General features: G+C 50.2%; 25 protein-coding genes. 5 read left to right on the top strand and 20 right to left on the bottom strand.

Going from position 1 to position 25,448, the window contains the following annotated elements:
- Window positions 1-205: 205 nt before the first annotated feature.
- Window positions 206-1,255, bottom strand: a complete 1,050-nt coding sequence (locus tag PHT49_09255; GenBank protein ID MDD5452064.1) for a cytochrome c3 family protein — start codon at window positions 1,253-1,255, stop codon at window positions 206-208.
- 30 nt (window positions 1,256-1,285) lie between these two features.
- Between PHT49_09255 and PHT49_09250 the strand changes: the two genes are divergently transcribed.
- The 3 genes from PHT49_09250 (at window position 1,286) to PHT49_09240 (ending at window position 2,529) form a co-directional block, all read left to right on the top strand.
- A complete protein-coding gene (locus PHT49_09250; GenBank protein MDD5452063.1) occupies window positions 1,286-1,567 on the top strand; it encodes a hypothetical protein in 282 nt (93 codons plus the stop codon).
- Window positions 1,568-1,874: 307 nt separating this feature from the next.
- Window positions 1,875-2,108: a hypothetical protein gene (locus PHT49_09245; GenBank protein ID MDD5452062.1), complete on the top strand. Its 234-nt coding sequence runs from the start codon at window positions 1,875-1,877 to the stop codon at window positions 2,106-2,108.
- Complete coding sequence (locus PHT49_09240) at window positions 2,098-2,529, top strand: PIN domain-containing protein (protein MDD5452061.1); 432 nt, start codon at window positions 2,098-2,100, stop codon at window positions 2,527-2,529. Before PHT49_09245 ends, PHT49_09240 begins: the two co-directional genes overlap by 11 nt.
- Before the next feature lie 117 nt (window positions 2,530-2,646).
- Here the strand turns inward: PHT49_09240 and glnD are convergent, their stop codons facing one another.
- The 18 genes from glnD to PHT49_09150 form a co-directional block, all read right to left on the bottom strand.
- A complete protein-coding gene (glnD, locus tag PHT49_09235) occupies window positions 2,647-5,253 on the bottom strand; it encodes a [protein-PII] uridylyltransferase (protein ID MDD5452060.1) in 2,607 nt (868 codons plus the stop codon).
- A 5-nt stretch (window positions 5,254-5,258) separates the two neighbouring features.
- Complete coding sequence (locus PHT49_09230) at window positions 5,259-5,597, bottom strand: P-II family nitrogen regulator (GenBank protein ID MDD5452059.1); 339 nt, start codon at window positions 5,595-5,597, stop codon at window positions 5,259-5,261.
- 24 nt (window positions 5,598-5,621) lie between these two features.
- Window positions 5,622-6,845 carry an ammonium transporter gene (locus PHT49_09225; GenBank protein ID MDD5452058.1) on the bottom strand — a complete coding sequence of 408 codons (1,224 nt, stop codon included), beginning with the start codon at window positions 6,843-6,845 and terminating at the stop codon, window positions 5,622-5,624.
- A gap of 276 nt (window positions 6,846-7,121) precedes the next feature.
- The gene (nifA, locus tag PHT49_09220; GenBank protein ID MDD5452057.1) at window positions 7,122-8,672 is read right to left on the bottom strand and encodes a nif-specific transcriptional activator NifA; all 1,551 of its coding nucleotides are present in this window, start codon (window positions 8,670-8,672) and stop codon (window positions 7,122-7,124) included.
- 89 nt (window positions 8,673-8,761) lie between these two features.
- Complete coding sequence (locus PHT49_09215; GenBank protein ID MDD5452056.1) at window positions 8,762-9,523, bottom strand: hypothetical protein; 762 nt, start codon at window positions 9,521-9,523, stop codon at window positions 8,762-8,764.
- Between the two features lie 5 nt (window positions 9,524-9,528).
- Window positions 9,529-10,677: a glutamine amidotransferase family protein gene (locus PHT49_09210; protein MDD5452055.1), complete on the bottom strand. Its 1,149-nt coding sequence runs from the start codon at window positions 10,675-10,677 to the stop codon at window positions 9,529-9,531.
- Window positions 10,678-10,679: 2 nt separating this feature from the next.
- The gene (locus PHT49_09205) at window positions 10,680-11,957 is read right to left on the bottom strand and encodes an FAD-dependent oxidoreductase (protein MDD5452054.1); all 1,278 of its coding nucleotides are present in this window, start codon (window positions 11,955-11,957) and stop codon (window positions 10,680-10,682) included.
- Window positions 11,958-11,961: 4 nt separating this feature from the next.
- On the bottom strand, window positions 11,962-12,396 hold the full coding sequence (locus PHT49_09200) for a 4Fe-4S dicluster domain-containing protein (protein MDD5452053.1): 435 nt from the start codon (window positions 12,394-12,396) through the stop codon (window positions 11,962-11,964).
- A 12-nt stretch (window positions 12,397-12,408) separates the two neighbouring features.
- Window positions 12,409-13,932, bottom strand: a complete 1,524-nt coding sequence (locus PHT49_09195; GenBank protein ID MDD5452052.1) for a glutamate synthase-related protein — start codon at window positions 13,930-13,932, stop codon at window positions 12,409-12,411.
- A gap of 233 nt (window positions 13,933-14,165) precedes the next feature.
- The gene (locus PHT49_09190) at window positions 14,166-14,561 is read right to left on the bottom strand and encodes a phage holin family protein (GenBank protein ID MDD5452051.1); all 396 of its coding nucleotides are present in this window, start codon (window positions 14,559-14,561) and stop codon (window positions 14,166-14,168) included.
- Window positions 14,562-14,795: 234 nt separating this feature from the next.
- Window positions 14,796-15,446 (bottom strand): YkgJ family cysteine cluster protein, encoded by a 651-nt coding sequence (locus PHT49_09185; GenBank protein ID MDD5452050.1) that lies wholly within the window; start codon window positions 15,444-15,446, stop codon window positions 14,796-14,798.
- Between the two features lie 253 nt (window positions 15,447-15,699).
- A complete protein-coding gene (locus tag PHT49_09180; protein ID MDD5452049.1) occupies window positions 15,700-16,134 on the bottom strand; it encodes a universal stress protein in 435 nt (144 codons plus the stop codon).
- Window positions 16,135-16,157: 23 nt separating this feature from the next.
- Window positions 16,158-16,871 carry a hypothetical protein gene (locus tag PHT49_09175; protein MDD5452048.1) on the bottom strand — a complete coding sequence of 238 codons (714 nt, stop codon included), beginning with the start codon at window positions 16,869-16,871 and terminating at the stop codon, window positions 16,158-16,160.
- A 3-nt stretch (window positions 16,872-16,874) separates the two neighbouring features.
- Window positions 16,875-18,137 (bottom strand): sulfite exporter TauE/SafE family protein, encoded by a 1,263-nt coding sequence (locus PHT49_09170; protein ID MDD5452047.1) that lies wholly within the window; start codon window positions 18,135-18,137, stop codon window positions 16,875-16,877.
- Window positions 18,138-18,277: 140 nt separating this feature from the next.
- The gene (locus tag PHT49_09165; protein ID MDD5452046.1) at window positions 18,278-18,688 is read right to left on the bottom strand and encodes a response regulator; all 411 of its coding nucleotides are present in this window, start codon (window positions 18,686-18,688) and stop codon (window positions 18,278-18,280) included.
- Window positions 18,689-18,695: 7 nt separating this feature from the next.
- Window positions 18,696-19,253, bottom strand: a complete 558-nt coding sequence (locus PHT49_09160; GenBank protein MDD5452045.1) for a CBS domain-containing protein — start codon at window positions 19,251-19,253, stop codon at window positions 18,696-18,698.
- A gap of 153 nt (window positions 19,254-19,406) precedes the next feature.
- Window positions 19,407-20,807, bottom strand: a complete 1,401-nt coding sequence (locus tag PHT49_09155) for a sigma-54 dependent transcriptional regulator (GenBank protein ID MDD5452044.1) — start codon at window positions 20,805-20,807, stop codon at window positions 19,407-19,409.
- The gene (locus PHT49_09150; GenBank protein ID MDD5452043.1) at window positions 20,789-21,901 is read right to left on the bottom strand and encodes an ATP-binding protein; all 1,113 of its coding nucleotides are present in this window, start codon (window positions 21,899-21,901) and stop codon (window positions 20,789-20,791) included. Before PHT49_09150 ends, PHT49_09155 begins: the two co-directional genes overlap by 19 nt.
- Window positions 21,902-22,034: 133 nt before the next feature.
- Here PHT49_09150 and PHT49_09145 point away from each other — a divergent pair, with 133 nt between their 5' ends.
- Both PHT49_09145 and PHT49_09140 read left to right on the top strand, forming a co-directional pair.
- The gene (locus tag PHT49_09145) at window positions 22,035-24,263 is read left to right on the top strand and encodes an ATP-binding protein (protein ID MDD5452042.1); all 2,229 of its coding nucleotides are present in this window, start codon (window positions 22,035-22,037) and stop codon (window positions 24,261-24,263) included.
- A 30-nt stretch (window positions 24,264-24,293) separates the two neighbouring features.
- Window positions 24,294-24,725, top strand: a complete 432-nt coding sequence (locus PHT49_09140; protein MDD5452041.1) for a response regulator — start codon at window positions 24,294-24,296, stop codon at window positions 24,723-24,725.
- 167 nt (window positions 24,726-24,892) lie between these two features.
- Here the strand turns inward: PHT49_09140 and PHT49_09135 are convergent, their stop codons facing one another.
- Window positions 24,893-25,063: a hypothetical protein gene (locus PHT49_09135; protein MDD5452040.1), complete on the bottom strand. Its 171-nt coding sequence runs from the start codon at window positions 25,061-25,063 to the stop codon at window positions 24,893-24,895.
- Window positions 25,064-25,448: the final 385 nt, after the last annotated feature.

Genomic DNA, 25,448 nt, shown 5'->3' with positions numbered 1-25,448 from the left:
CCATTGGGGGTGTAACTTCTGGATGCTTCAATATATAACGCTGGTAAGAAAGTAAGTTGAAAAAGGAAAGCCTAATTGCGAAATAGAACCCATGCCAAGACAAGCCCGCCTGGGCGCATCCGGTGTTTTACATCACATTATGAAGGGGGAGGGGGATAGCGTAATCGAGAGGGGTCAGCCTGCTTCTCAGTCGACAGTCAAGCCCTTACGGGGCATCATTCTTCTTGGTATGGCAGGTGAAGCACCCCCCAACTTTATCCGGGTCACCTGTGATCATGGCGTCATAATCCCACCTGAGGCTGTCGGGATAAGGGCTCCCGTGCGCCCTGTGGCAGGTGAGACACGTAACGGTGTCTTGCCCCAGAGTTACAGTTGAGCTCGCTGCAGTCCAGCCGGTAAACGGGGTTTGCCGTGACACCGGCACCAAGGGGTCATACGTGCCTGTGCCGGAGCCTGCTGCCCCCAACGCATCAACATATTCTCCGTCATTTGGTATTATTTCATTAGAGGGGTGTCTGTGGCGATACTCCTCACCACCCCCGTGGTCACCCCAGTTCCAAAAGCTTCTATGGCAGCCGACACAGTACCCATCGATGCTGCGGCTCCCGGCAATTGAACCAACTGTTATAGGATACTTATTATAGTACTCGTTGTGGTCGCCAGGTCCAGAGGTGTATTGCCAGTCGGGGTCCTCCAGACCGTAAATGCCACGAGCATGGACGCTTGACAAAAAGCGATAAAAGCCTTGCGCTCCGTTGGCCTCCATAGTTGGCTGTTCGGCATGGTGATAGGCTGTGAGGCCAAAACTCGGGCTGGGTGGTTGGATTCCCATATGACATTTCGTACAACCTTGTCTGCCCTTTTGGCCTACACCCCACTCTGTAGTAACTGTACTGCTTAGATCGCCGTGGCAACAGGTTACCCCACAGGTAAAAAGACCCCCGGGATCCGGAGCAGGATAAAATATGTTGTTGTCCGGGTTATTCTCGAATACGTTATGCCCCCTGTTATCGTCAGCGTGTTCCACCCAGTAGAAATTGCCTCCGGCCAGGCCCTGGTGAGGTCCGCCATTGTACTGCGCTCCGTAGGCCGGGGCTTGGGTGTTGTAAATAATCGGCGCCCCTGTAACCGGATTCTTCCAGGTAGCGCCATCCGTTGCCGAGTGGCATCCTACGCAACTCGTGACAGTCAGCTTCGAATATGGCCCGTCGCCGCCCCATTCAGGAACTACGGTGCCGTTCTGGCTGTAATGCATGGTGTGGCAGTTGGAACATGGCCCGGTGACTTGAGCAAAGGAAGGGAACGGGATGGTAAGTATCAGGAAAAAGAGGAGTGCGACTGCGGCTGGAAATACCGGTGTCTCTTGAGTACGCAGGCCAGGACTAGAAAGATGGGCGAGCCCGAGATGCCGTTTTCTGGGTTCTGGATTGTCCAATTCTCACCCATCTCCATTAAGGTGATGCCGTTTCTTCAACGCAAACGTCTGGTTAGGACCCTCTGCTCTTGCCTCCCGGCGAGGTCTTTGCATCACAAGCCATCCGCCGAAACTCACATCTACCGTTTGTAATTATCGGAACTTTAACGCAAAACTTTAAAAAATGCCATCATATTCTATGCCAAGATTAGCCCGACTGGACGCACTTGGTGTTTTACATCACATTATGATCAGGGGGAGGGTGATAGCGCGTCAGCTTTCCCCTCACCTATTGCGACGCAGCCTCTTAATGGGGGCTAGGATTTCCGGATGAAAGCTGTTTAGAGACGGCTCTTATCTTTTATCTGTTTTCCCCTTCGATTACAGTAACTTTTATGTTGACTTCCAGAATTCTACGTCTTAAATATTACACATAATATGTGAACATAGGAGGCCAACTATGAAACGCAATGTGACTCTTGCTCTGGATGAAGAGCTCCTTCATAGAGCCAGGATAATATGTCAAAAAAAAAGAACAACTCTGACCCAGGTTATCCGGGATCGATTGGAATATCTGGTTCGCCAGAATGAAGAGTACCAGAGCGCTATGGAACGAATCATTGCCCGAATGAAAGAACGACCTATCAAAGTCGGAAAAAAGACCTGGACCAGAGAGAAGCTTCATGCGCGATAGCCTATTTTTCGATACCAATATTTTAGTTTATGCCTTTGACAAGACTGACCAGGAAAAATATAAAATTGCTTCCCGTTTGGTAACGGAAGCCTTCCAAAAGGGAAACGGAGTTATCAGTGTCCAGGTCTTGAAAGAATTCTTTGTCACGGTCACTCGCAAGGTCCCTGGAAAAATGAGTGTAGATGACGCGGAACAGACCATACGCGACTTTTCTGTTTGGAAAGTGGTTGACACTACCGTTCCCTTGATCTTAAAAGCGATTGAATTCCATAAACAGTTTGATTTTTCTTTTTGGGATGCCATGATTGTGGCTGCCTGCCGCCTTGCAGGTTCTTCGGCTCTTCTATCAGAGGATCTGTCCCATGGCATGTTGATTGAGAATGTCCGGATTATAAATCCATTCCATGCAGATCATCCCTGATAAATCTACCTCATACTCTCGAGGTTATCCGGGCCAGGACAATGTGCATTAACTTTCCTTACCTATTCAGAGGCGACGGCGTTCAAGAACGAAGAAAAGAAATATCGAGCCGGGCCGTTAGCCGGTTCTTTTATCCCCTTTTAATTTGAAAAGCAGGGCCTTTTTGACCTCTTCACATTGTTCTGGATGATATATTTTTTGTCCATACAAGTCCCGCACATAGAATACATCCACCACCTGGTCCACCTTGGTAGATATCTTGGCCGATCTGATATCCAGCCCCATATCAAACAGCGTCCTGGAAAGGGGGTAGAGAAGCCCGGGGTGGTCGTCTGTATAGACTTCGATAACCGTGTAGAAGTCCGAGATCTCATTGTCGATTACTACTTTGGATGAACGGCCGCGTTTTTTAGTCTGAAATGATAACGGCGTCGTTTTCTCGGCCAGTCGATAATCGAATGAGAGCCTTCCGCTCAAGGCCTTTTCCAGGTCATCTGTAACCTTTTCCCATTTTATTTCGTCGGCGGGTTCTTCGATAAGTTCTCTAAGTTGAAAGATATCTACCGCTATTCCATCGCCCCAGGTAAAAATATGCGTTCCAAGGACATCGAGGTCGTTTAAGGCCAACACCCCTGAGATCTGCGCAAAGAGTCCGGGCTTATCTTCGGCCAGGACAGTCAGCTCCCGGAAACTATTTTTTGCTTCTATAAACAGGGCAAATTTCTTATTGCTAAGCCCTTGAGCTAATTGAAGATGCCTTATGATCTTGTGTGGTGTTACAGTAAGGAGATAATCTCCCGGCATGTTCTCTATATGCTTCGACACGGCAGGATTCTTTAGCTCCGGCGTTAAACCGTCTTTGACCCGGGACAGGACTTTTCGTATCCTTGCTGTGGTCTGTGGAGTGGCTAATTCGCCTCGTTGCAGGATGTGTTTGATTTTGAGGTAAAGTTCGTCCACCAGAGCAGCTTTCCAGGCTGTCCAGGCCCGGGGCCCGGTCGCTTTGGAATCGGCTATGGTCAAAAGATAAAGCATGTTCAACCTTTTTATATCCTGAATCTTTTGGGCGCATTCAATAATAATCTTTTCATCTTCCAAATCCCGGCGCGTGGCCACATCAACGAGAAGAAGGTGATGGCGGACGAGAAAAACCATATCACGGATGACTTCCTCCTCCAGACCCATTCTCTTGGCGATCTTCGGGATCAAATCCGCTCCTTTTTCGGCATGGTTATGGCCTATACCCTTGCCGATATCGTGCAGCAGCGCGGTTAGAAAGAGGTACTCAGGCCTGTCTATCTCGGCAAAGGGGTATTTGTCTTCTTCCCGCATGAGGCTTAATTCCAGGAAGGTCAACAGGGAGTGTTTATCCACCGTATAAATGTGATAGGCATCGTGTTGAACCTGACAGCGAATATTCTCAAATTCAGGTATATAGAGGGCCAGGAGGCCGGTTTGGAGCATAACCTCCAGTTGTTTGAAGGCGGACGAACCCAGCTTCATAAGGTTGAGCATAGACCGGCTGGTCCGGCGGGAAGAACGGAATGAATCGTTGACCAGGCATAGGTTATCTCTTATGAACTGTCCGGTCCGCGGGTGGATTTCTGCTTTGTATCTCGCTGCGTATTCAAAGATTTTCAGCAACAGATAGGGTTTTTTGATTAAGGCCTCGGGCCTGTCTATCCTTATTTCTCCCTTGTAAATAGATACGCCTTTTTCCAGGATACGATCGGGTAAGGCCACGGTTTTGGCATGAGGCTTGATCTTTAAGGCATGCATGATACGGTCAAAAAACAAAGAGGAAATATATTCGATATTCGAGGCATGCATGTAGAATTCCCTCATAAGTCCTTCTACCTCGAGAAAATCTGCCCTTGCGGCAAATCCGAGTGTACCGGCCATGTCTTCCTGATATTCAAAGCAAAGTTGATCGTTTTTTCTGCCGGTGAGGATATGAAGCCGGTTTCTTATCCGCCACAGGAAATCAAGAGACTGCTCCAGGGAGGTCCGGTCATTCGGAGAGAGAAGGGCGGCATTTACCATTTCCTCGAGGGTGGACAGATTAAAGAGGGCCTTGGCCGTCCACAGGATGCTATGGTAATCTCTCAGGCCGCCCTTTCCCTCCTTGATATTCGGCTCCAGGAGGAAGGCCGCCTCGCCGTATCTCTGATATCGTTTCTGATTTTCTATCAGGATATTTTCTAAGAATTTTTTTCTTTGTCCTTCGATAATCCTTTCATGGAATCTCTTTTTGAATTCTCCGAAAAGCCCTCTGTTCCCGGCCAGGCACCGTGCGTCCAGAAAAGAAGTCTGGGTGTGAAAGTTTTTTCCCGCGATGTCGATGCAGTCCGTTACGGTCCTGACGCTGTGGCCTATCTCCAGGCCGGCATCCCAGAGGGGATAAAATATCTCTTCGGATACGAATTCTGCCACAGGGTCTGATCCTCCGGCGCAGAGAATCATTAAATCGATATCAGAGTAGAGCGCCAGTTCATTTCTTCCATAGCCGCCGACAGGGACAAGGGTTATGGAACGAAGGCTTCCCGGATGGCTTTTTTGCCATTTTCTCTCTGCCTGATAGAATACAGAGACCAGGAAGACATCCGTTATTACCGATAGCTCACGAACCGCTTCTCTGCCCGGGGGCTGTGGGTCTCGCGAATTCCTTATGGCTTCACGCTGGTCTTTAAGATGCCGGATATGCTCCTTAAGTGACTTCTCCATTGGCCTCAGACCGCATCTTTGCCCTTTTCTCCTGTCCTGATCCGAATCACCTCATCTATGGAATAGACAAATATCTTGCCGTCACCGATCTTTCCCGTATGGGCGCTCTTTATAATAGTTTCCACCACCCGCTCGACCATCACATCATCAATGACCACCTCAATCTTGATCTTGGGCACAAAGTCCACCACGTATTCAGCCCCGCGATAGACTTCCTTATGGCCCTTTTGACGTCCAAAACCCTTTACTTCGGTAATGGTCATGCCCTTTATCCCGATTAGGCTGAGGGCATCCTTTACCTCGTCAATCTTAAACGGCTTAATAATCGCTTCTATCTTTTTCACGGCCTCCTCCTGAGCGCTTGGTCTTTATAAGTTGTACGCTGTTTCGTTATGCTGGGTGAGGTCAAGCCCGCTCACTTCGTCCTCAGGGCTGACCCGCAGGCCCATTATCCAATCCAGCGCCTTCAATATGATAAGGGACATGATAAAGGCATAGCCGATCGTGATAATAACCGAGAGGGCCTGGATACCCAGTTGGCCTGGATTGCCGAAGAAAAGGCCATTTGCGCCGGCCGCATTGATGGCCTTGTCCGCAAAAAGCCCGGTAGCCAGGGCCCCCCAGGTGCCGCCCACACCGTGGATGCCTACTACGTCCAGGCTGTCATCATAGCCTAATTTCATTTTTATGACGATGGCAAAGTAGCAGAGAACCCCAGCTACCATTCCGATAATAAGGGCCGCCGGCAGGCCGACAAAACCGCAGGCCGGGGTGATGCCCACCAGGCCGGCCACGGCCCCGCTCGCCGTTCCCAGGGTAGTAGGCTTACCGCGGTATATCCATTCTACGATTGTCCAGGTCAAGGCCGCTGATGCTGCTGCCGCGTGTGTGGTAACAAAGGCATTGACGGCCAGCGGTCCGCAGCTAAGGGCGCTCCCGGCATTGAAACCAAACCATCCGAACCACAATAGGGCGGCCCCCAATATGGTCATGGGCAGGTTATGGGGATGCATGGGTTCCGTGCCATAGCCTTTTCTTTTCCCAATGAGCAAGGCCGCGGCCAGGGCAGAAGCGCCGGAACTGATGTGAACGACCGTTCCGCCTGCAAAGTCCAGGGCCCCGAGGTTGCGTATCCACCCCCCTACTCCCCAGACCCAGTGGCAGATGGGGTTATAGACCAGGGTCACCCATAATATGGTGAAAAGCAAAAATGCACTGAACTTCATACGTTCCGCAAATGCGCCGGTAATCAGGGCCGGGGTTATTACTGCGAACATCCCCTGAAAGATCATGAAGGCAAGATGCGGTAGCGTTTCAGAATAACCGGCAAAAGATGACAACCCCACGTCGTTCAACCCGAACCAATCCAGGCCTCCAATCACACCTCCCATGTCCGGGCCGAAGGCCATGCTATACCCCCAGAGCACCCATTCTACGCTGATCAGCGCAAGTATTACGAAACTCTGCATAATAGTCCCCAGGACATTCTTGCCCCGGACCATGCCCCCGTAGAATAGCGCCAGCCCCGGGGTCATAAACATGACCATGGCTGCCGAAAGCAAAACAAACATAGTATCTACAGAGTTAACCATAACCGCTACTTTCCCCTTTCAATGTTTTTGATTGAGGATAAAAGCACCATCCATGCCATCCTAAAAAAAGCAGCAGAAACAGACAATTAAGTTTTTGTCGGGTGGCTATTCATAAAATATTTTTTACAGTTTTGTGATAACGGCAGCGCACTTTTTACAAAATTGTAATGAATGCCTGTCGGTGCATTCGGGATAGATTGCCCTTGCCTTTTTCCGGCGGGCTTGCCTTGTGGGCGGCAGGGGAGGGCGGTTGGGCGCAGAGATATGTCTTGAGATTTAACCTACCTTGAACTGTTTTGGGTCCAGTCCATACTTGTGAATCTTGTAATTCAGAATACGCAGGCTCGTATCCAGGTATTGAGCCGCCCGGGACTGATTGCCCCTGGTCTCCTTCAATGCCTCTATAATCATCTCTTTCTCAGTGTTATCCACCGCTTCGGCCAGGGAGAGGCGACTATGGGTCCTGGAGCTGCCCGGCGTCTGCAACGTCGGAGGAAGATGGTAGCTCTTTATAACCTCTTCATCACAGACCAGGATGGCCCTTTCCATGCAGTTTTGAAGCTCCCGAACGTTGCCCGGCCAGTGGTATTGCATGAGCATATCAATGGCCGGTGTGGAAATACGGCGGATATTTTTATTGTTTTCGCGGCAGAACCTTTCTAAAAAATGTTCGGCCAGGAGCAGAATATCAGTTCTCCGTTCCCTTAATGGCGGCATATGGATGGGAAAGACATTGAGGCGGTAGTAGAGGTCTTCCCTGAACGTTCCTTTGCTGAGCGCCTCTTCAAGATCCTTATTGGTCGCGGCAATTATCCGAACGTCACAGTGAATCGTTTGCGTACCGCCCAGACGCTCGAATTCATGCTCCTGGATGACGCGCAGCAACTTGATCTGAATGTTCTGGCTGAGTTCGCCCACTTCATCCAGGAATATAGAGCCTCCTTCAGCCAATTCGAAGCGTCCCTTTTTTTGATGGATGGCCCCGGTAAAAGCGCCTTTCTCATGGCCAAACAGTTCGCTTTCAATGAGGGTTTCCGGCAAGGCCGAGCAATTGACCTTGATAAATGGTTTATGGGCCCGGCGACTGTTATAGTGGAGGGCATGGGCCACCAGTTCTTTGCCGGTGCCGCTCTCTCCCCGGATGAGCACCGTAGCGTTGCTTCCGGCCACCCTGGAGATCATCTCATAGACCTCCTTCATCCGGCTGCTGTTTCCCACGATATGGGAAATACTGTACTTGTCGGTCAGCCGGTGCCTCAACTCCAGATTTTCGTTGATCAGGAGTTCCTTTTCTTTCTCCATCGTCTGTATCTTGATTACCGTCTGGGCAATCAGGGAGGAAATGATGGTCAGAAGTCTCAGGTCTTCATCTAACGAGACGTCTGTCTGGAAGAGCCTGTCCACACTCAAGGCCCCTACCGTTTTCTGGGCGGCCTTTATCGGCACACAAATAAAGGAGATATCCTGTTTGGCCAGATCCCCCCGGGAGCGGGTTCGATTAAGAAATAAGGGTTCTTCACTGATTCTGGGGACAACCATAGGCTCTCCGGATTCCACTACTTTGCCGGTGACCCCTTCACCTAGTTTGTATCTGCCGCGCCTGCGGGCCTCGGCAGTCAATCCATGCGCCACTTCAATCTGGAGTTCGGCGGTCATGGGATTGAGAATGGTGATTGTACCCCTGGTCATACCCAGTTTTTTTGCCAGTATGTCGAGGGTGCTATGCAGAGAGGCCCTCAGGTCCAGAGAGGCGCCCAGGGCTTTGGCGATCTCGTAGAGGCAGGTAAGCTCCCCTATCTCACGACTCTTTTCTTTTCGGTGGACCATGACTCGCGCCGGACTTGTTAAGTATTCAGCCTTCTGCCGTCAGCAGCGCGTTTATATCCGCGCCTCTTATCCTGCCGGGAGCCGACCGCTTAGTATGCATACATATTCCCATAAGGTCGGTGTGAGAAAGGGACTACCTTCCTGAATGGCACAGATAATACCTTTCGAAGATCGATATCCAGGTCGTCGCAGTATTCTTTAAGATACATTTTAAGGGTTTTTTGGTCCTCGCCGTCTAACTCTTTGGGAATTAGCCCAAATCCCAGTTGATGAGGATCGACCTCGCCCCGGACGTATATAACCCCGCCGTGCATGCCGGTGCCCATAAAGATACCCGCTATGGGTTTGGCGGCATCCTGACTGAACATGCCCAGTAGGATGATTACTCCTCCCGCCATGTATTCACCAAGAAAATCTCCGGCCTTGCCGCCGATAACGATCACCGGGATCTTGTCCTGGTAGGCCTTCATGTGGATACCGACGCGGTAGCCGGCGTCGCCTTTGATATGAATCCTTCCGCCCCTCATCCCGTAGCCTACGACATCTCCGGCCATGCCTTCGACAACGATCTTGCCGACGTCCATGGTGTTGCCCACCCCGTCCTGGGCATTGCCGTGAACTACGACGTGTGGTCCCTTCATGAAGGCCCCCAGGTCCTGTCCCGGAACGCCATAGACCTCCATGCTGATTTTTTTGCTTATGCCATCCGCGATGTAACGCTGGCCGTTGACATTTCTCAGGATAAAATTTTCCTCTCCATTCCCTACGGCCTTTCTTATCATATCGTTTAAGTCTTTATAGTAAATTCCTTGCGCGTTAATTTCCATAGGGTTCTCTGCCTTGTCTCTCATAAAAATTATCTTGCTCCGGCACAGGCCGGGCTTATCCCGGGCTGTTTTTTCGTCGTGGAAACGCCCTTGTTCATAGTTACAATAACCGGCTCTCCGGCCTTGGGCGCCCAGACCTTTTCCGGATCAGGGCAGATAGCGCGGATAGCCGATTCTTCGCTGGCCATATAAACCGTGTCCCCTTTGACGGCAGCGACCAGAGGGCGCAGCTTTACCCGATCATTAAGGCCCACCAGACCCCCGTTGTATGCAAAGAGGATGGCAAAGGGGCCGTTTAACAGGCCGCTGCCATAGACCATACGAATAGCCGTAAAGAGCCTCTTTGATTCTTTGTCCATTCGGTCGATTTCCTGCCAGAATGGCGGGGCAAAGACCTTACAGGCCAGTTCTACAGGCAACCCATGCCTTCGGATGATGAGATCAAGGAGATAGGCCACTACTTCTGTATCCGTAAGCAGGGTGCAGTGGTACCCGAACATCTCCAGATAACGCTTGTTGATGCCGTAGGAAGAAATCTCGCCGTTATGCACGATTGACCAGTCCAGGATGGTAAAGGGGTGGGCGCCGCCCCACCAGCCCGGCGTATTGGTCGGAAACCGGTTGTGGGCCGTCCAGATATAACCGGCATACTCGTCCAGGCGGTAAAAGTCCGCGATATCTTCCGGGAAGCCCACGCCTTTAAAGGCCCCCATATTTTTGCCGCTTGAAAAGATATAGGCGCCTTTAATGTCCCGGTTAACATTCATCACCACGCGGACTATATAGTCATCGTCACTCAAGCCGGGCCAGCGACATATCCTGTCCCCTTCCTTCACCGGTTCAACAAAATAACGACGCAGGATAGGCGGGTCGGTAATGTATTTGTTGGGCCGGGTCGGGATCTTTTCCTGATGCACGACAGATACGGTCTGGTTTAAGAAACCTTCAGCCGCATGGAGGGCATCAAGATTATCCGCCATAATGTGCAGGGCGTAGTGATCCTTAAAATCAGGATAGATACCATAGGCTGCAAACCCTCCGCCCAGGCCATTTCCTCTGTCGTGTTGACAGGCTATAGAGCAGATAATGCCTTCACCCGTGATCCTTTCCCCGTTCTTATTGATGATTCCGGAAAGTCCGCATCCGGAAATATCCTTTTGATACTGCCAACTCTTCATGATCACGCGGCTCCGTATAGTTCTTGATTACTTAACCGCTCCGCCCGTATTTCCCCGGGCAGAGAACCAAGGCTAAGGGTATCTTTCATTAATTCCTCTTTAAAACTGTTGACCTTCACCCTGTTTCTGATGAGGCCGGTCAGTATCCCCGCCCTTTCTACTTCGCCAATCAGCATGGCGCCGACCAGTATCCCATCCCTGAGGACCAGCTTCCGATAGACATTCTTTTCAGGGATAAGTTTGGTTATGACCTCATAGCCGGCACCGGCTGGATTGGCCATACCCATGGACATGGTGGGAATACCATAAAACTCAATGGAATTCATGGGAAGCCCGCCCTTATAGGCCACTCTGGCCCCGGCCATATTCCGGCCGGCGTACTGTCCCTGGGTATAGGCATTGGGCCAGATCGGCACTACACGCCTTTCACCGGAGAGAAGATCGAGGGCCTCGGCCACGTCTCCGGCTGCGTAAATACCGGCGACAGATGTCTCCAGATAGTCGTTGACCACTATGCCGCGATTTGTCTCTATGCCGGTTCCCTTGACGATATCCTTGTCGGGGATAACCCCGATGGCTATTACTACAGCCTCGCAACTCCGCCTTTGACCGTCGTTCAGTTTAATGCCTTTTACCCGATCATTTTTGCGTACGATCTCTTTAACTGAATTTTCGGTAATGACCTCTATACCCGCCTCGGCCAAACGTTTGCCGATGATATTCCCGGCTGTCTGGTCAAAGGCGGTGCTCAATATGCGGTCGGCCAGTTCGACCACAGCGACCTTAAGACCCCGATCATTGAGGCTTTCTGCGGCCTTAAGACCGATAAGACCCCCGCCGATAACCACGATTTGTTTTATTTTACCGACCAATGCGTCCAGTTTCCCGGCGTCATCGAGGGTGGTGAAGGTATAGACATCGGGTCCGTCTTTACCCTGGATGGGCGGGATAAAAGGCTTGCCGCCCGTGGCGATGAGGAGTTTGTCGTAGGGGACTTTGTCTCCATCTTCCAATAGCGCCCGGCGCGCCGCGACATCGATTTTTGTGGCAGTACGTCCCAGCAAGAGGGTTACCTTATTATCGCGGTAGAATGCCTCCGGACGGTAGGCCAGGTCTGCCACATGTATCTTTCCCCGCAAAAGGTTGGCAATAAGGGGGCGACCGTATGTGGCGTAGGGCTCAGCGGCAATGATAGTAACCGGATTTTGCCGGTCTGTATGCCGTATTCCTTCTACCGCCCCTATGGCCGCTACACCATTTCCAATAATGACATATTTCATAAGCCTATCTCTCCTCGTAAAACAGGGCCTCATTGGGGCAGGCGGAGACACAGGCCGGCAGATCGCGGTCCGGGCAGAGGTCGCATTTTATCACCTTCCCCTGGTTTGTGTCCCTTTTGATAACTCCATACGGGCAGGCCATGACGCATGACCAGCAGCCCACGCACTTTTCCGGTATATTTCTGACCCTTCCGGTCTTTGCATCCTTGACCATAGCCCCGGAAATACAGACCTGGACACAAGGCGGCTCGTCACAGTGACGGCAGTGGACAGAAAACGAGACCGGGCCGCATTCTTCCACGACATTGCGCGCAGGCCTTTTCTCTTCCTGCTTAAAGGCCCTTATGATGTCTTTGGATAGAGAATGTTCAACGATACAGGCGAGTTCACAGAGCCGGCAACCGATACACACGTCTTCCCTTGCATAGACCTTTTTCATCTTCGCACACACCTATGCCCCAGCATGTTTAATGCCGAGGATATTTAATTCCATTTCATTCAGCCCTACACCGCGAAGCTTCTCACGGTTGCCCCGCAGGCTCTCGATGGCATTGAGACCCATGCCTCCCAGCATCTCCTGGATTTCATGTCCCCAGGCCCGGATCAGGTTGGCCAATCTCCGGTGGGCAATATCCGGATTGATCCGCTTGGCAAGATATGGATCATTCGTAGCGATACCCCAGGGGCATTTACCGGTATAGCAACGCTGGCAGACAGTACAGCCGACGGCGATCAAGGCTGCCGTCCCGATATATACCGCGTCTGCGCCGAGGGCGATGGCCTTTACTACATCGGCGCTGCAGCGGATGCCACCTGCCGCCAGCAGGGAGACGCGGTTTCGTATCCCTTCCTGCCTTAGTCTTTCGTCAACAGAGGCCAAGGCCAGTTCAATGGGGATGCCTACATTGTCACGGATCATGGTGGGGGCGGCTCCGGTGCCTCCACGGAATCCATCTATGGCGATGACATCTGCTCCGGCCCTGGCTATACCGCTGGCGATGGCTGCGGAGTTATGAACCGCGGCAATCTTTACAAAGACCGGTTTTTCATAATCGGTGGCCTCTTTAAGGGCGTAAATGAGTTGCCGCAGGTCTTCGATGGAGTAGATATCATGGTGAGGCGCGGGTGAGATGGCGTCGCTCCCCTCCGGGATCATCCTGGTGATGGAAATTTCTTTTCCTATTTTTTCGCCGGGTAAATGGCCGCCGATACCGGGTTTTGCCCCCTGGCCGATTTTGATTTCAATAGCCACACCGGCATTAAGGTACTTGCTGTCCACGCCGAAACGACCGGAAGCGCACTGAACAATGGTATTTTTACCGTATTTATACAGGCTTTGATGCAGGCCGCCCTCGCCGGTATTGTAAAGAATTCCTAATTCTTCCGCAGCACGGGCCAGACCGACGTGAACATTCAGATTGATAGATCCATAGGACATGGCCGAGAACAGGATGGGGTAGTTAACCTGCAACTGCGGCGAAAACTGCGTTGTGAGTTTAGGACTGCCTTTTTTCATTTCTATTTCGACAGCATCCGGTTTAGAGCCGAGCCATGTCCTGAGTTCCATCGGTTCCCGGAGGGGGTCAATGGAGGGGTTGGTCACCTGACTGGCATCCAGGACCATACGATCCCAATAGACGGGGTAGGGATAAGGGTTGCCCATACCGGTCAAAAGGACGCCGCCGGTATCCGCCTGCTTATAAATATTTTTGATAAACTGCGGGGCCCAGAGTGCGTTTTCTCTGAATTCGGACGGGTTTCTCCTGATAGTCAGGGCCCCGGTGGGGCAGAGGGCCTCACAACGGTGGCAGCCGACGCATTTGGTCTCATCTTCGGTAACCCGTTCATCTTTTTCATTGTAGATATGCGCGCCGTAAGAGCACTGACGGACGCAGACCTGGCACTGGATGCACTTTTCCGGATCACGCTCGATGATGAAGTCGTGGTAATTTTTAGTTATTGGCTGGTGTAACACTTTTATGTGCTCCTTAGAGACCGGCTATATAGGATATGCGCATTTTTGTGCATACATTAATGCCGTCAAGATTTCTTCCCGGGGAAATAAAAAAACGTCCGCTGGATACGCGTATAAATAATAAGTCCAGTGGACGCCTTTGTCTACCTCTGAAGTACCACTCCGTACCCCAGATATAGATACAATTACCGCAATATACAATTTTGTCAACAAGTTTGTTATCTAATTCACATTTACTCCCATTGCCCGTTCCGACCTTTTTTCATCTCGATGTGTTCAATCTTTCCCCGGGAGTTAATGAATATGTTCATTATCCAGCTTACGGTACTTATAATCAAGGCGCCCCAGACCGCCGGCCAAAAGCCCTGGACCTCAAAGCCCTTAAGGATGGAGGCCGCGATTTTGAGCATAAGGCCGTTTATGATAAAAGTCAGAAGCCCTAAGGTAAGGACGTTTAGAGGGAGGGTTAAGATCAGTACAACCGGACGAATAAAGGTGTTCAGTATCCCAAGGATCAAGGCACCGGCCAGGGCCGGTAGAAATCCGGTGATCTCTATCCCTTCTACCACACGGGCAGCGAGGAAGAGGGCGCCGGCGTTTATGATCCAACGGATGAGAATACCTTTCATTTTGCTACCTGGAGTACATCCGGTCTGCGACCGACCATAGGCCGGAAGCCCCGGGATTTACCTCTTGACGGGGGAAGTATTCAGACAGACAGATTCTATCCACTTTTCTATCTGGTCCTGATAGGCCTCTTTTTTCGTCTCTTGTCCACAATCCTTGCAGACTACCCGGGCATTGTATCACTTTCCCTGGATAGTGGCCTCTCCACCGCAGAAGATGCAAGTCAATTTTTCCATCTACGATGCCTCCTGTTTCTCCATGGACGTGATCATGTCGGCAATGGTCATCTTGATACGTTCGCCAAAGCCGATTTCCTGGCGTAGTTCCTGTTCCAGCCTGGCCAGATCTCTATAAAATCGGCTGCGGTCAAGCTCACGGCGGGCGGGCTTCTCTATGGTATGCCCCGGCGTATCTACGACCGGCGGGACCAGTTTAGGACAGCCTTCACCCCGAACCAGCGCCAGGTCCGGCCTGCGATATGAGTGTGGGACTCCGTGCAGCCGGCATATCATCGGACGGAAGGCGTACAGGCCGCAGAGACCTCTATCATTGAGCGGGCACATCAGGTCAATCTTTTTCCCTTCAGCCTCCAGCCGGTCGCGGTCCTTTACAAATTCACGGGCAAGACGCCGCACTTCATGTTGTCTTTCCGGGCTGAGGGCCTGGAAGCCCTTCGCAAGGTAGAGATACTCCGCCACCGTATAATGGAAAAAGTAACTCGTGCAACAATTGCCGTCACAACCCGCACAGGAGCAGCCATAGTAAGCTGTTATCTCATCGTAAGCCTTGTCCATGGCCTGGTAGATAGTCTTCAGGCGCTCCATGAAACGGCCAAGCCCCGAGGTAAATTCTGTTATTGCCGGTATTGCCGGTTGTGCAGATGACATTGATAAACCTTGTGCCAGTTTACAAAATGAACGATAAAGTAAAACACCCACATTTGAATTAATATAACATATTTTTTATCAATAAAAAATCACATATGAAACACATATGTCGCATAGCGACATAAAGGACAATGAAAATAATTTATTACGACACAGTCGCAAAAGGGGGAGAATTACGCCCCCCCTTTGCAACAAAAAGGGTCTCCGGTGAGAGAGACCCTTTTTGTTGTAGATATTTTGCTGGATGCCTTGCCTATTTTTCCATCCTTACCACCAGCACCGAGCAGGGGGCGTGATTAACCACCCGCGAGGCCACGCCACCCATGATAAAACGGGCCGTGGCCCCTAATCCTCGGCTGCCTACGGCAATAAGGTCAAACTTGCCCTTTTTGGCCGCCGATATGATAGCATCGGCTACCGAGGTTGATGCCATCATGAGGGTCTTTGGAATTAATCCCGTTGCACCAAGCACTTTTTCGGCCTGTTCCAGGACATTTTCTCCATAAGCCGTGGTTTTCTGTTCCAGAGATTCCCGTTCACGGGCCGTATATTCGATATCTATATCGGCAATAGAGGGCGTTACGGTCATAAGGGTCACCTGAGCGCCCGTGGCCCTGGCCAGCTCGGAGACCATCTTGACCGCCTCCATGGCATATTTGGAACCGTCGATCGGCACTAATATCTTCATGTTTACCTCCTGTCTTAGGTTTTTTATTCCTTCTTGGCCTTGGATTTGGTCATGGTCAGGCCTATTCCATTAAACAATTCATAGATGGAATAACCAAACCACAGGGTATAGATGACATAGAAGCCCAGAAATCCCACCAGCAGGCCGATATGGTCCTTGACCTTCTCCGGCTTTATACCGTAAAAATTGTAGCCGGGTTCTATGACCTTGGTCAAAACATCGCCGAGAAAGATCGAGCCTTCAAAGCGCTCCTGTTTTTCCAGCTCCTTGATTAGGGACTTTAAGGCCGAATGCCAGATATACATGACCTCCTTCTCATCGTAACCGTATTTGGCGGCCACCTCCGCCCCCCGGTCATTAAACATAAGGTCTGCGTCGTTCTCCGCGACCAGCAGCGTCTTGCCAAAGTCTCCGCCGCTTAGAGTGACCTTATCTTCTGCTACCACGGCATTCGAGCCGTTTTTACTAAAAAGTATGGCCGCTTTTTCGGCCTCGGCCGCATTCTTGAGCTTTATGGTCATCTCCAGCGGTCTGCCGACGAATTTCTGTGTACTCTCCATGTACTTCGGGATAAAGTAAGTCGATCCCTTGGCCAGGGAGTTGAACATGTCATCCGCATAGATAATGGTAGTCTTTCCCTTAAAACAGGGTACAAACATGATAACGTAAAATACTATGGCAAAAGAGACTAACAAGAGCAGCCCCAGGTTGAATGCCTTTGTGTTTTTTACCAACATGGTTTATCCCTCCCCTCTCAGTTCTTTAAGGTTTCCGAAGAATTTGCCAAAGACAAACACGCCGAAGGTCGTCACCACTATAAAGAACAGGATGATGCCGATGGTGTCGAACATACTGGCGGTCGATTTGGCTATATCGATCCATCCTAATTCGTTGAATTTCTTCGGAAGGGCAAAGAGCCGGTTGAAGAAACCGGCCAACACGGCCATGGCATAAAAGGCCCGGATATAGATGCCGCGCACCACCTTGGTCGTCAACGCCCCGACCTGGATGCCGATAAGGGAGCCGAGGAGCATCCCCATGGCCAGGGTGTAGAAGACAAAGCCATAGATGGCATATTGCGAGATAGAGGCAAAGCCGGCGGTCATGATGATCTGAAGAATATCAGTACCCACCGTGGTAAATGAAGACACACCGAGCATGTAGACAAATATCGGAAAGGTCAGAAAGCCGCCGCCGACACCCATGATGGCCGCCACCAAACCGACAAAGGACCCCATAATGGCGACTATCCAAAAAGATAGTTTTCTTCCGCCCGGGACTACATCCTCGTCAAAGGCGATCATGGGCGGGATCTTTATGGATTGCATCCTTACAGGCAGACCGGTCAACTCGCCAACCGGGCCACCGCCGTGGGCCCCACCCTCGTCGCCTTTCTTGCTGGCTTTCACAAAGTCCAGCATGGCATAGATACCCAGGAAGCCTAACAGCACGGCATAGATAATACTGATGAAGGTATCACTGATAAGGGGGTTCATGTTATAGAGGGCCCGGTTGATAACTCCGCCGCCCAGGACGCCAAAGATAGAGCCAAAGACAAAGGCCACGGCCAGCCCGGTGGAGACGTTGCCGAGTTTCTTGTGTACGGCCGTCCCCATGATGGCCTTGGCAAAGATGTGGAAGAGGTCCGTACCCACCGCCGTGATACCCTTGATACCGGCGCTCATCAGGGCCGGGGCGATAACAAAGCCGCCTCCTGCGCCGATGCAACCCGTAATCAGTCCGGCGATGAGGCCGATGGCTATCGAGGACAGAAAAATAGTAGTCGTATAGGTGGCCGGGGCATAGGCCTTCTTGCCGCCCAGGATGTGCGGAAGGTCTGCCGCCGAGGTCACCATTACGGCCAGGATCGGCAGCGAGAGAGCAATTAATATCAGTAACTTTTTCCTGTTTTTCAGGATGGACATAGATGCTTCATAGTCCCATCTGGCGTGCGCGGCGGATGCCATAACTAACGCCTGATAAATTGTTTTGAATAGTTTCATTCAGAAAACCTCCTTGCTTCGAGAGATTGAGAATCATCATAAAAATAACAGAACTTCTTTGGTATGGTTATGCCCTCCATATTTAGAGAAATCTTATTCTGACCATAAGTCCCTACCTCCTTTTAAATAATAGTGAAATTTTACGTGCTAACCTGCCCTGCCGGTGGTTCTGCCCTTCTTGGCGTGGGAGAGAGGAGGCATTTCCCTACCTCCTTGCGGAGGTCCCTAGCCATGACCGGCTTGATAATATACCCGGAGGCCCCGCAATTGACCCCCTTCTTCATGGCTTCCAGCTCCTCCAGATATCCCATGATCAAGATCGTTGTTGCCGGAGATATCTCCCGTATCGTTCTCAGGAGTGCAAAGTTATTGTAGAGAACCATCTGGACATCAAGCAGCATGATGGCAAAGGATACCTCCCGGATTTGACGAACCAAATCCTCATTGTCGTCACTTGTGTAACATGAGACAGAACTGTCTCCCTCCAGTATCCTTGTAAAGAGTTCCAGAATCTCCGTCTGTCTGTCGGCGATAAGTATCCGTGGGATCAAAGTGAGATCATCTCCCCTGACAAAATTTGGTAATCAGCTCATTAATCTCCTGGATTATCCTGCTCACATCCACCAGGCCCACTACGGTATCGTCCTCTAATACGGGTAATTCCCGGCGGTTGGTTTTGAGAAACAGGTGGATAACCTTAATCAATCTGTCCTCAGGTTCAAGCCGGGGGACTTCCTTATCTGCCACATCTTCTACTTTAAGCCCGGCCAGTTTCTGGCATGACTCCAGCAAAATACCGTTCCACGTTACCACACCCCGCTGGTTTGAACTTTTCATAAAAGACGGGCGTACGCTTTCAAGAACACATTCCAGGGTAAGCAGCCCCCAGAAAGATTGATTCTGGTCAAAAACAACAACGGCCCCGGGCACAACACGCTTCCCGCGGGCGCTACAAAGCATTTTAATCGCTTCCGGGAGAGTCTGAGATTTAGCAGTAGTCAAAAAATCTTCCGACATAATCTCCCGCATACGTTTTTCAACCATCTGGTAGTCCCTTTCCCATCTGCCCGCTTCCATATTCAACACCTGTGCCATCATGACAAAACCAAGATACATTTTTCTTATCTTGTTGTTATAGCGTGATAATAAACAATCGGTAGTATCCTTACCGAGGTGGAGTTAAGGATTTAAGTGAAACATTCAGGTGACAGTTGATATAAAAAATGGACGGGGTACCCAAAAAAGGAAGGAGATAGTCTCGGATAGTTATTATTCTTGCGCGGCCTTAAAACCGGCCGAATGGATGCCGTAGTCTCTCATAAGGCGGTGCAGGTACTGCCGTTTTAATCCGGATTCCATGGCAGCCCGGGATACGTTGCCCGAATGCCGGGCCAGGACGTAGGAAATATAGCGGCGATTAAATTCTTCGATCGATCTTTCCCGGGCATCCTTGTATGGAAGGGTAAGAACCGCGTCTGTGGTTTCTTGCAGCCCTGAGACGGAATCGGCGGAAAACAGATTTTCCGTGTCGAGCCGGTTGCCTGAACAGAGTATCACAGCCCTTTCGATCACATTTTCCAGTTGTCTGATATTGCCGGGCCAGTCATCTGACTTTAAAGCGGCAAGCGCCCCCGGAGAGAAGCCCTTGATGTCCTTGTTATTGAGGCTGCTGTATTTAGCCAGGAAATAGTGGGCGAGGATAGGGATGTCTTCCTTGCGGTCGCGTAGCGCAGGCAGGTGAATATGGATGACATTAAGACGGTAATAGAGGTCTTCCCGGAAGGTTCTCTCCTTGATCATTTTTAGAAGGTTCCGGTGGGTGGCCGATATGATGCGGACGTTGGCCTTAGTGATCTTGCTATCACCGACCTTTTTGAATTCTCCTTCCTGGATAACACGAAGGAGTTTGACCTGGATAAGCAGACTTAAGTCACCAATTTCGTCCAGGAATAGTGTACCGTTTTCGGCTTCTTCGATCAGGCCCTTGTGTTCCCTTATCGCACCGGTAAAGGACCCCTTCAGATGTCCAAAAAGCTCACTTTCAATCAAAGACTCAGGGAGGGCGGAGCAGCTTACAGGGACAATTTTATAATTACTACGGAGGCTCTGGGCATGGATGGCTCTCGCCACTAATTCTTTCCCACAACCACTTTCCCCGGTAATCAAGACTGTCGCGGATGTCTTGGCAACCTGGTTGATTTTTTCATAAATCTGCTTCATAATCGGACTCGATCCAATGATCGTCCCATATTGCATAGTTTCTTCGAGTTTCTGCTTTAGGCGCTCGTTTTCAGTACGTAGTCGGTGCCATTCGAGGGCCTTGTCAATGGTGACGAGAATCTTCTCCTTGCGGAAAGGTTTGGTGATATAGTCAAAGGCACCTTTGCGCATGGCGTCAATTGCAGTCTCGATCGTACCGAAAGCGGTCATGATAATGACCGCTGTGCTTTCATCTAATTGTTTGACTTGTTCGAGGGTACTAATGCCATCCATCCCCGGCATCTTAAGGTCTGAAATGACTAGTGCACACGGGTTCTCCTTCAGTAAGTCCATAACGGCCAGCGGATTAGAGCAGGTCAAGACTTCATAGGCGGTGTTTTTCTCTACAATCCTTCGGAGAAGTTCCAGCATATCGGACTCATCATCCACGATCAATATCCGTTCTGACATCTTGTGCTCCTTCTGAATATAGGCAACTTTATGGTAAAGTTAGTCCCCGATGGCTTGCTTGTTTTGCTTTCACAGGAAATAGTCCCGCCGTACTTTTGTATAATTCCATAGCTTACAGAAAGGCCCAATCCCGTCCCTTCGCCTTCCGGTTTAGTGGTGAAAAAGGGATCAAATATCTTATCCAGGCAGTTTTCGTCTATGCCATCCCCGGTGTCCGAAATACGGATAAAGACGTAAGAAGACCCGTCCATCCCGGTCGAGATGCCAAGCGCCCCCCCGTTCTTCATAGCCTCAACAGCATTGGTGATCAGACTCAGAAAAACCTGTTGAAGCTGTTTGGTGTCTCCACAGATCAGGGGAAGAGAAGGGGCGAGGTCTCTCTCCACAGTAATGCCGTGGATGAGCAGGGTATGGTCTATTATACCCAGGATCATCTCCAGGGCATGGTTGACATCTGCCGACACCTCGTCTCCTTCCGCAATGCGTGCGAAGCCGAGAAGATTTTCCACCACCTTCTTACAGTACAGCCCGTGACGTTCAATAGTCCGAAGGTCCCGATGAATTAGACTCTCCGGATCTGTCTTTTCGAGCAAGAGATCACAAAAGCCCAAGATAATCGACAGGGGGTTATTTATCTGGTGAGCCACTCCCGCGGCCAGCGTGCCCAGCGAGGCGAGTTTTTCGGTGGTTATCAGTTGTTTTTCAAAATTACGGGTCTCGGTGATGTCTCTGGCAATGCCCAGGACGCCGCATACATCTCCTTTTTCATCTCTGATGGGTACCAGGTTGGCGCTGAACAAGAAGGCGCCGTCTCCTTTCCGGATAGTAAATTCCGTTTTGACACTCTTTGTGCCGGCGTATATCTGGTCGATTAACCTGATCTGTTCCTGGGCATCCACCTCCGGCATGAATGATAAAAGGGAGTGGCCGATAATCTGTTCGACGTCCATGGAAAGGAATCGGGCCATCCATGGATTGATAAAGGTATAGCGGCCCTTGCGATCCAGAATATAGATCAGGTCTTCTGTCCCATCAATTAAGGCACGACAGATTTCTTCAAAGTGGGCGACTCTTTTTCGTTTGCAGTGTTTCATAACTCCAGCACCAATATCTCCTTGACTAATAAAGAAATTTAAGTAATTAATAATTTGCTTAAGTCTGTCACCTTTTACCACACATCGCCTTGGTTTTCAAATTGAACTGCATAGATAATCGCAAGTTAAGCCTATGACGACTACCCAAAAAACCACCTCCCCCTATAGAGGGAAGAGTATAGCCATTGCTGTCTATGCGGCCATGGTTTTATTACTCGGCGGGGCGCTTTTTTTGAGCATCTTTTTGGAGAAGCAGACGCGAAAGATCGCGGTGGAGCAATTCAATCAACAGCAACTCCTCCTTGCCCGGTACGCAGCGCGGCAACTACAGAATAACCTTGAACTTATTTGCGACGAGCTGCGGGTGTTAAACTATTCCCCTTCCCTCCAGTATCTTGACCCCGTGGCATGGGCGAGACGGATAGAGATAACCATGTCTGTTCTGAAGCAAAGCGGTGTCCTCTTGATCTCCCGCATCGATCAGGATGGAAAGAAGGAGTATTCCGTCGATAACCATGGGAAACACTTCATTTTGGATGTTAGTCACAGGGCAGGTCTAAGAGATACGCTTGAGCTTGCTTCGGCAACAGACAATAAGGACAAGGTCTTCGTCAGCGATGCCTTTCGGGACGAGGAGCGCTATCCGGGAAGGTTGCTTCTCACCATGGGCATACCCACCTATCAGGAGTCGATCGATGAAGCGCATCCGGTGCCCACGGGGAATTTCGTCGGGATAACAGAGGTTACCCTGGATATTACGACCTTCGTAAAAAGGATTGTAATGGATATCCGTTCAGGAGAGACCGGCTATGCATGGGTGATCGATGACCGCGGGGTCTTCTTATATCATCCACTGGCAGAGTTCATGGGTGCAAACGCATTTGAGGTACGCCCGAAAAAAGCGCCTAAAATATCCTTTGTCCGCATCCATCGCATTCAAAAGGAAAGGATGCTCGCGGGCCGGGAGGGAACCAGTTGGTATATTTCCGGCTGGCATCGGGAGACCAAAGGTCCTATAGAAAAGCTGATCGCCTACACACCGGTAATTGTCGGTCATCCCGGGTCGCGGCCTTCCTGGTCGGTGGCTGTTGTCGCCCCGATAAGTGAAGTAGAAGAGGTCATTAAGAAGGATCTGACGCGGCTACATGTTATGCATGGAGTGATTGTCCTATCCATCATTATGGTAGGGCTGACCGCTTTTATGTACGAGCGGCGCTGGGAAAAGAAGCTTTCCGAGGAAGTAGAGGAAAAAACACGGAGCCTGAGAAGATCTGAAGAACGTTATCGATCGTTAGTAGAGAATGCTGAGGACATGATCTATTCCCTGGACAGGGATGGAAATATCATTTCCATCAACCGTTATGCCATAAACCTTCTTTCTGGTAATCTGTCCGGTGTCCCGCCCGGGTCCATTGAAGGGCGGAATTTTCTCAAAATGTGCGTTTGCGATAAATTAAACCTGGCGACCATCCATAGGATATTTGACGCTGGGGAACCCCAGGACCTCGAACATCGGGCTGAGATCGGCGGGAAAGAATACTGGTTTAGCACCCACTTAATCCCTATAAAGGACACAACTGGGGTGGTAAGGGCCCTGCTTGGCATCTCGCGCGATGTTACCGAACAAAACAAGATGGCCGGTCAGATGGCCAACACCGAGAAGCTCGCATCACTGGGGCTACTGGCTGCCGGAGTGGCTCATGAAATAAACAATCCGATCGCTATTATCATGGGGTTCTCCGAAGTCCTGTTGGAAAAATGTCCTCCCGGAGACGAGCGGCATGATATGTTAAAAAGGATAATCCACCAGGCACAGGTATGCGAAAGGATCGTATCGCAGCTTTTGAGTTTTAGCCGCGCCTCCGAGTATGCCGAGGATCTTACGGATATTAACCAGGAGCTGGGAAATATCATTAAGGTAGTTGGGAACACACTTCTGATGAAAAAAATCAAGGTTAACTTGGACCTGGTTCCTGATCTGCCTAAAGTCAAGGCGGATCCCACACAGGTTCAGCAGGTCTTCCTCAACCTGATAAACAATGCCATAGGGGCTATGCCGGGTGGGGGAGATCTGGCTGTTTCTACTGCCTTTGATACGGATAATAATTTGGTCCGGATATGTTTTTCTGATACCGGCTGTGGTATCCCGCCGGAGTCCAGGACAAAGATATTTGATCCATTTTTTACTACCAAAAGGACTGGGGAAGGGACTGGTCTGGGACTCACGGTTTCCTACAATATAGTCAACGGGTACGGAGGAACGATTAACTTCATAACAAAGACTGCGGAGGAGGCAGGTGACAAGAAAGGGACGACCTTTATCGTGTCTTTGCCTGCTTTCTTGTGCTCCTTTGATAGATAGGAGAACTCAATAGTTGGAGGAAAAGACATCATGGCCGAGAAAATTCTGATTGTGGATGATGAACCTGATATGCTTAAACTGCTTGAGGTCATTATCACTGACAAAACCGATTATAACGTAACAACCACAAGTAATCCTCTGGAGGTTCCCGGATTAATTGCCGGGGGGGATTTCGACTTGGTAATCACAGACCTGCGCATGCCTGAAAAGGATGGGATGGAGATCATCGAAGAGGCTCAAAAGAGCGGGCTGGAGATACCGTTTGTCGTTATCACCGCTTATGGAACCATTGAATCGGCAGTTGAGGCGATGAAAAATGGCGCCTTTGACTATATAACCAAGCCCTTCCGCAAGGAGCATATCCTGCTCACAATAGAAAGGGTTATGAGGTATCGCCGGTTACAAAAAGAGAACATCAGATTAAGGAAAGAGGCAAATCAACCGTCCGGTACGCCTTCTTAAAGTTAACGTCTGCGCCGACACTGGATATGGCTGTTCAGCAGATCAAAACCGATCTTCCCCGTTTTAACTTTAATCCTTACCCGATTAGCCGGTCTATCCCTGAAACCGGCTAATCGGAAAACCGCCCAAGGCGAAGCAGTTAGCCATTGGGTGTGCTTTAAACTCCATTACCGTCCCGGCTGTGCCTGGATATAAGGGGTATCTGTCCGCCTCTTTCTAGGAACGTCCATAGGTTGATCTGGTTCATTCATGATCTCCCTTGCCGTATCGAATTCTCCGACCTCAGCAAAAGTAATCGCCACCATCCACTGCTCAAATCTTCTAATTAATCCTTTCATGGCATCCTCCTCTGTTAGTTGATATTTTTGACAGGGTTTATCTCCCGCCGGGTTCGCAATGCTCAAATAACCAGCCTTTGTTTATATTAATAACAAGATTCGTGCCAGATTTGTCCGGTTATGGACATAAGTATAACTAACTGTAATAATTCGATTTATGTTAATAAGAAACCCTGCGCGGGAAACTTACGGCAGGTTTTTTGAAAATACCAGGTGACAGGTGAAACTAAAAGGAGACAAGTTATAGAATACAGGGGGCAGGAGGGGGAAGACGGAAGTAAGGAGTCAGAAGAATGACAAATGCCAAAGCTCAAAGTCCAAATGGAATCCAACTAACTAAATAGAGGCTGTATTGGCATCTTTTTCCAGTGACAAAGGACTACTG

This window comes from Desulfovibrionales bacterium (assembly GCA_028715605.1).
In the GTDB taxonomy this organism is placed as follows: domain Bacteria; phylum Desulfobacterota; class QYQD01; order QYQD01; family QYQD01; genus QYQD01.
Note: the sequence above shows the minus strand (reverse complement) of the source record. Positions and strands in the feature narration are given on the sequence as shown.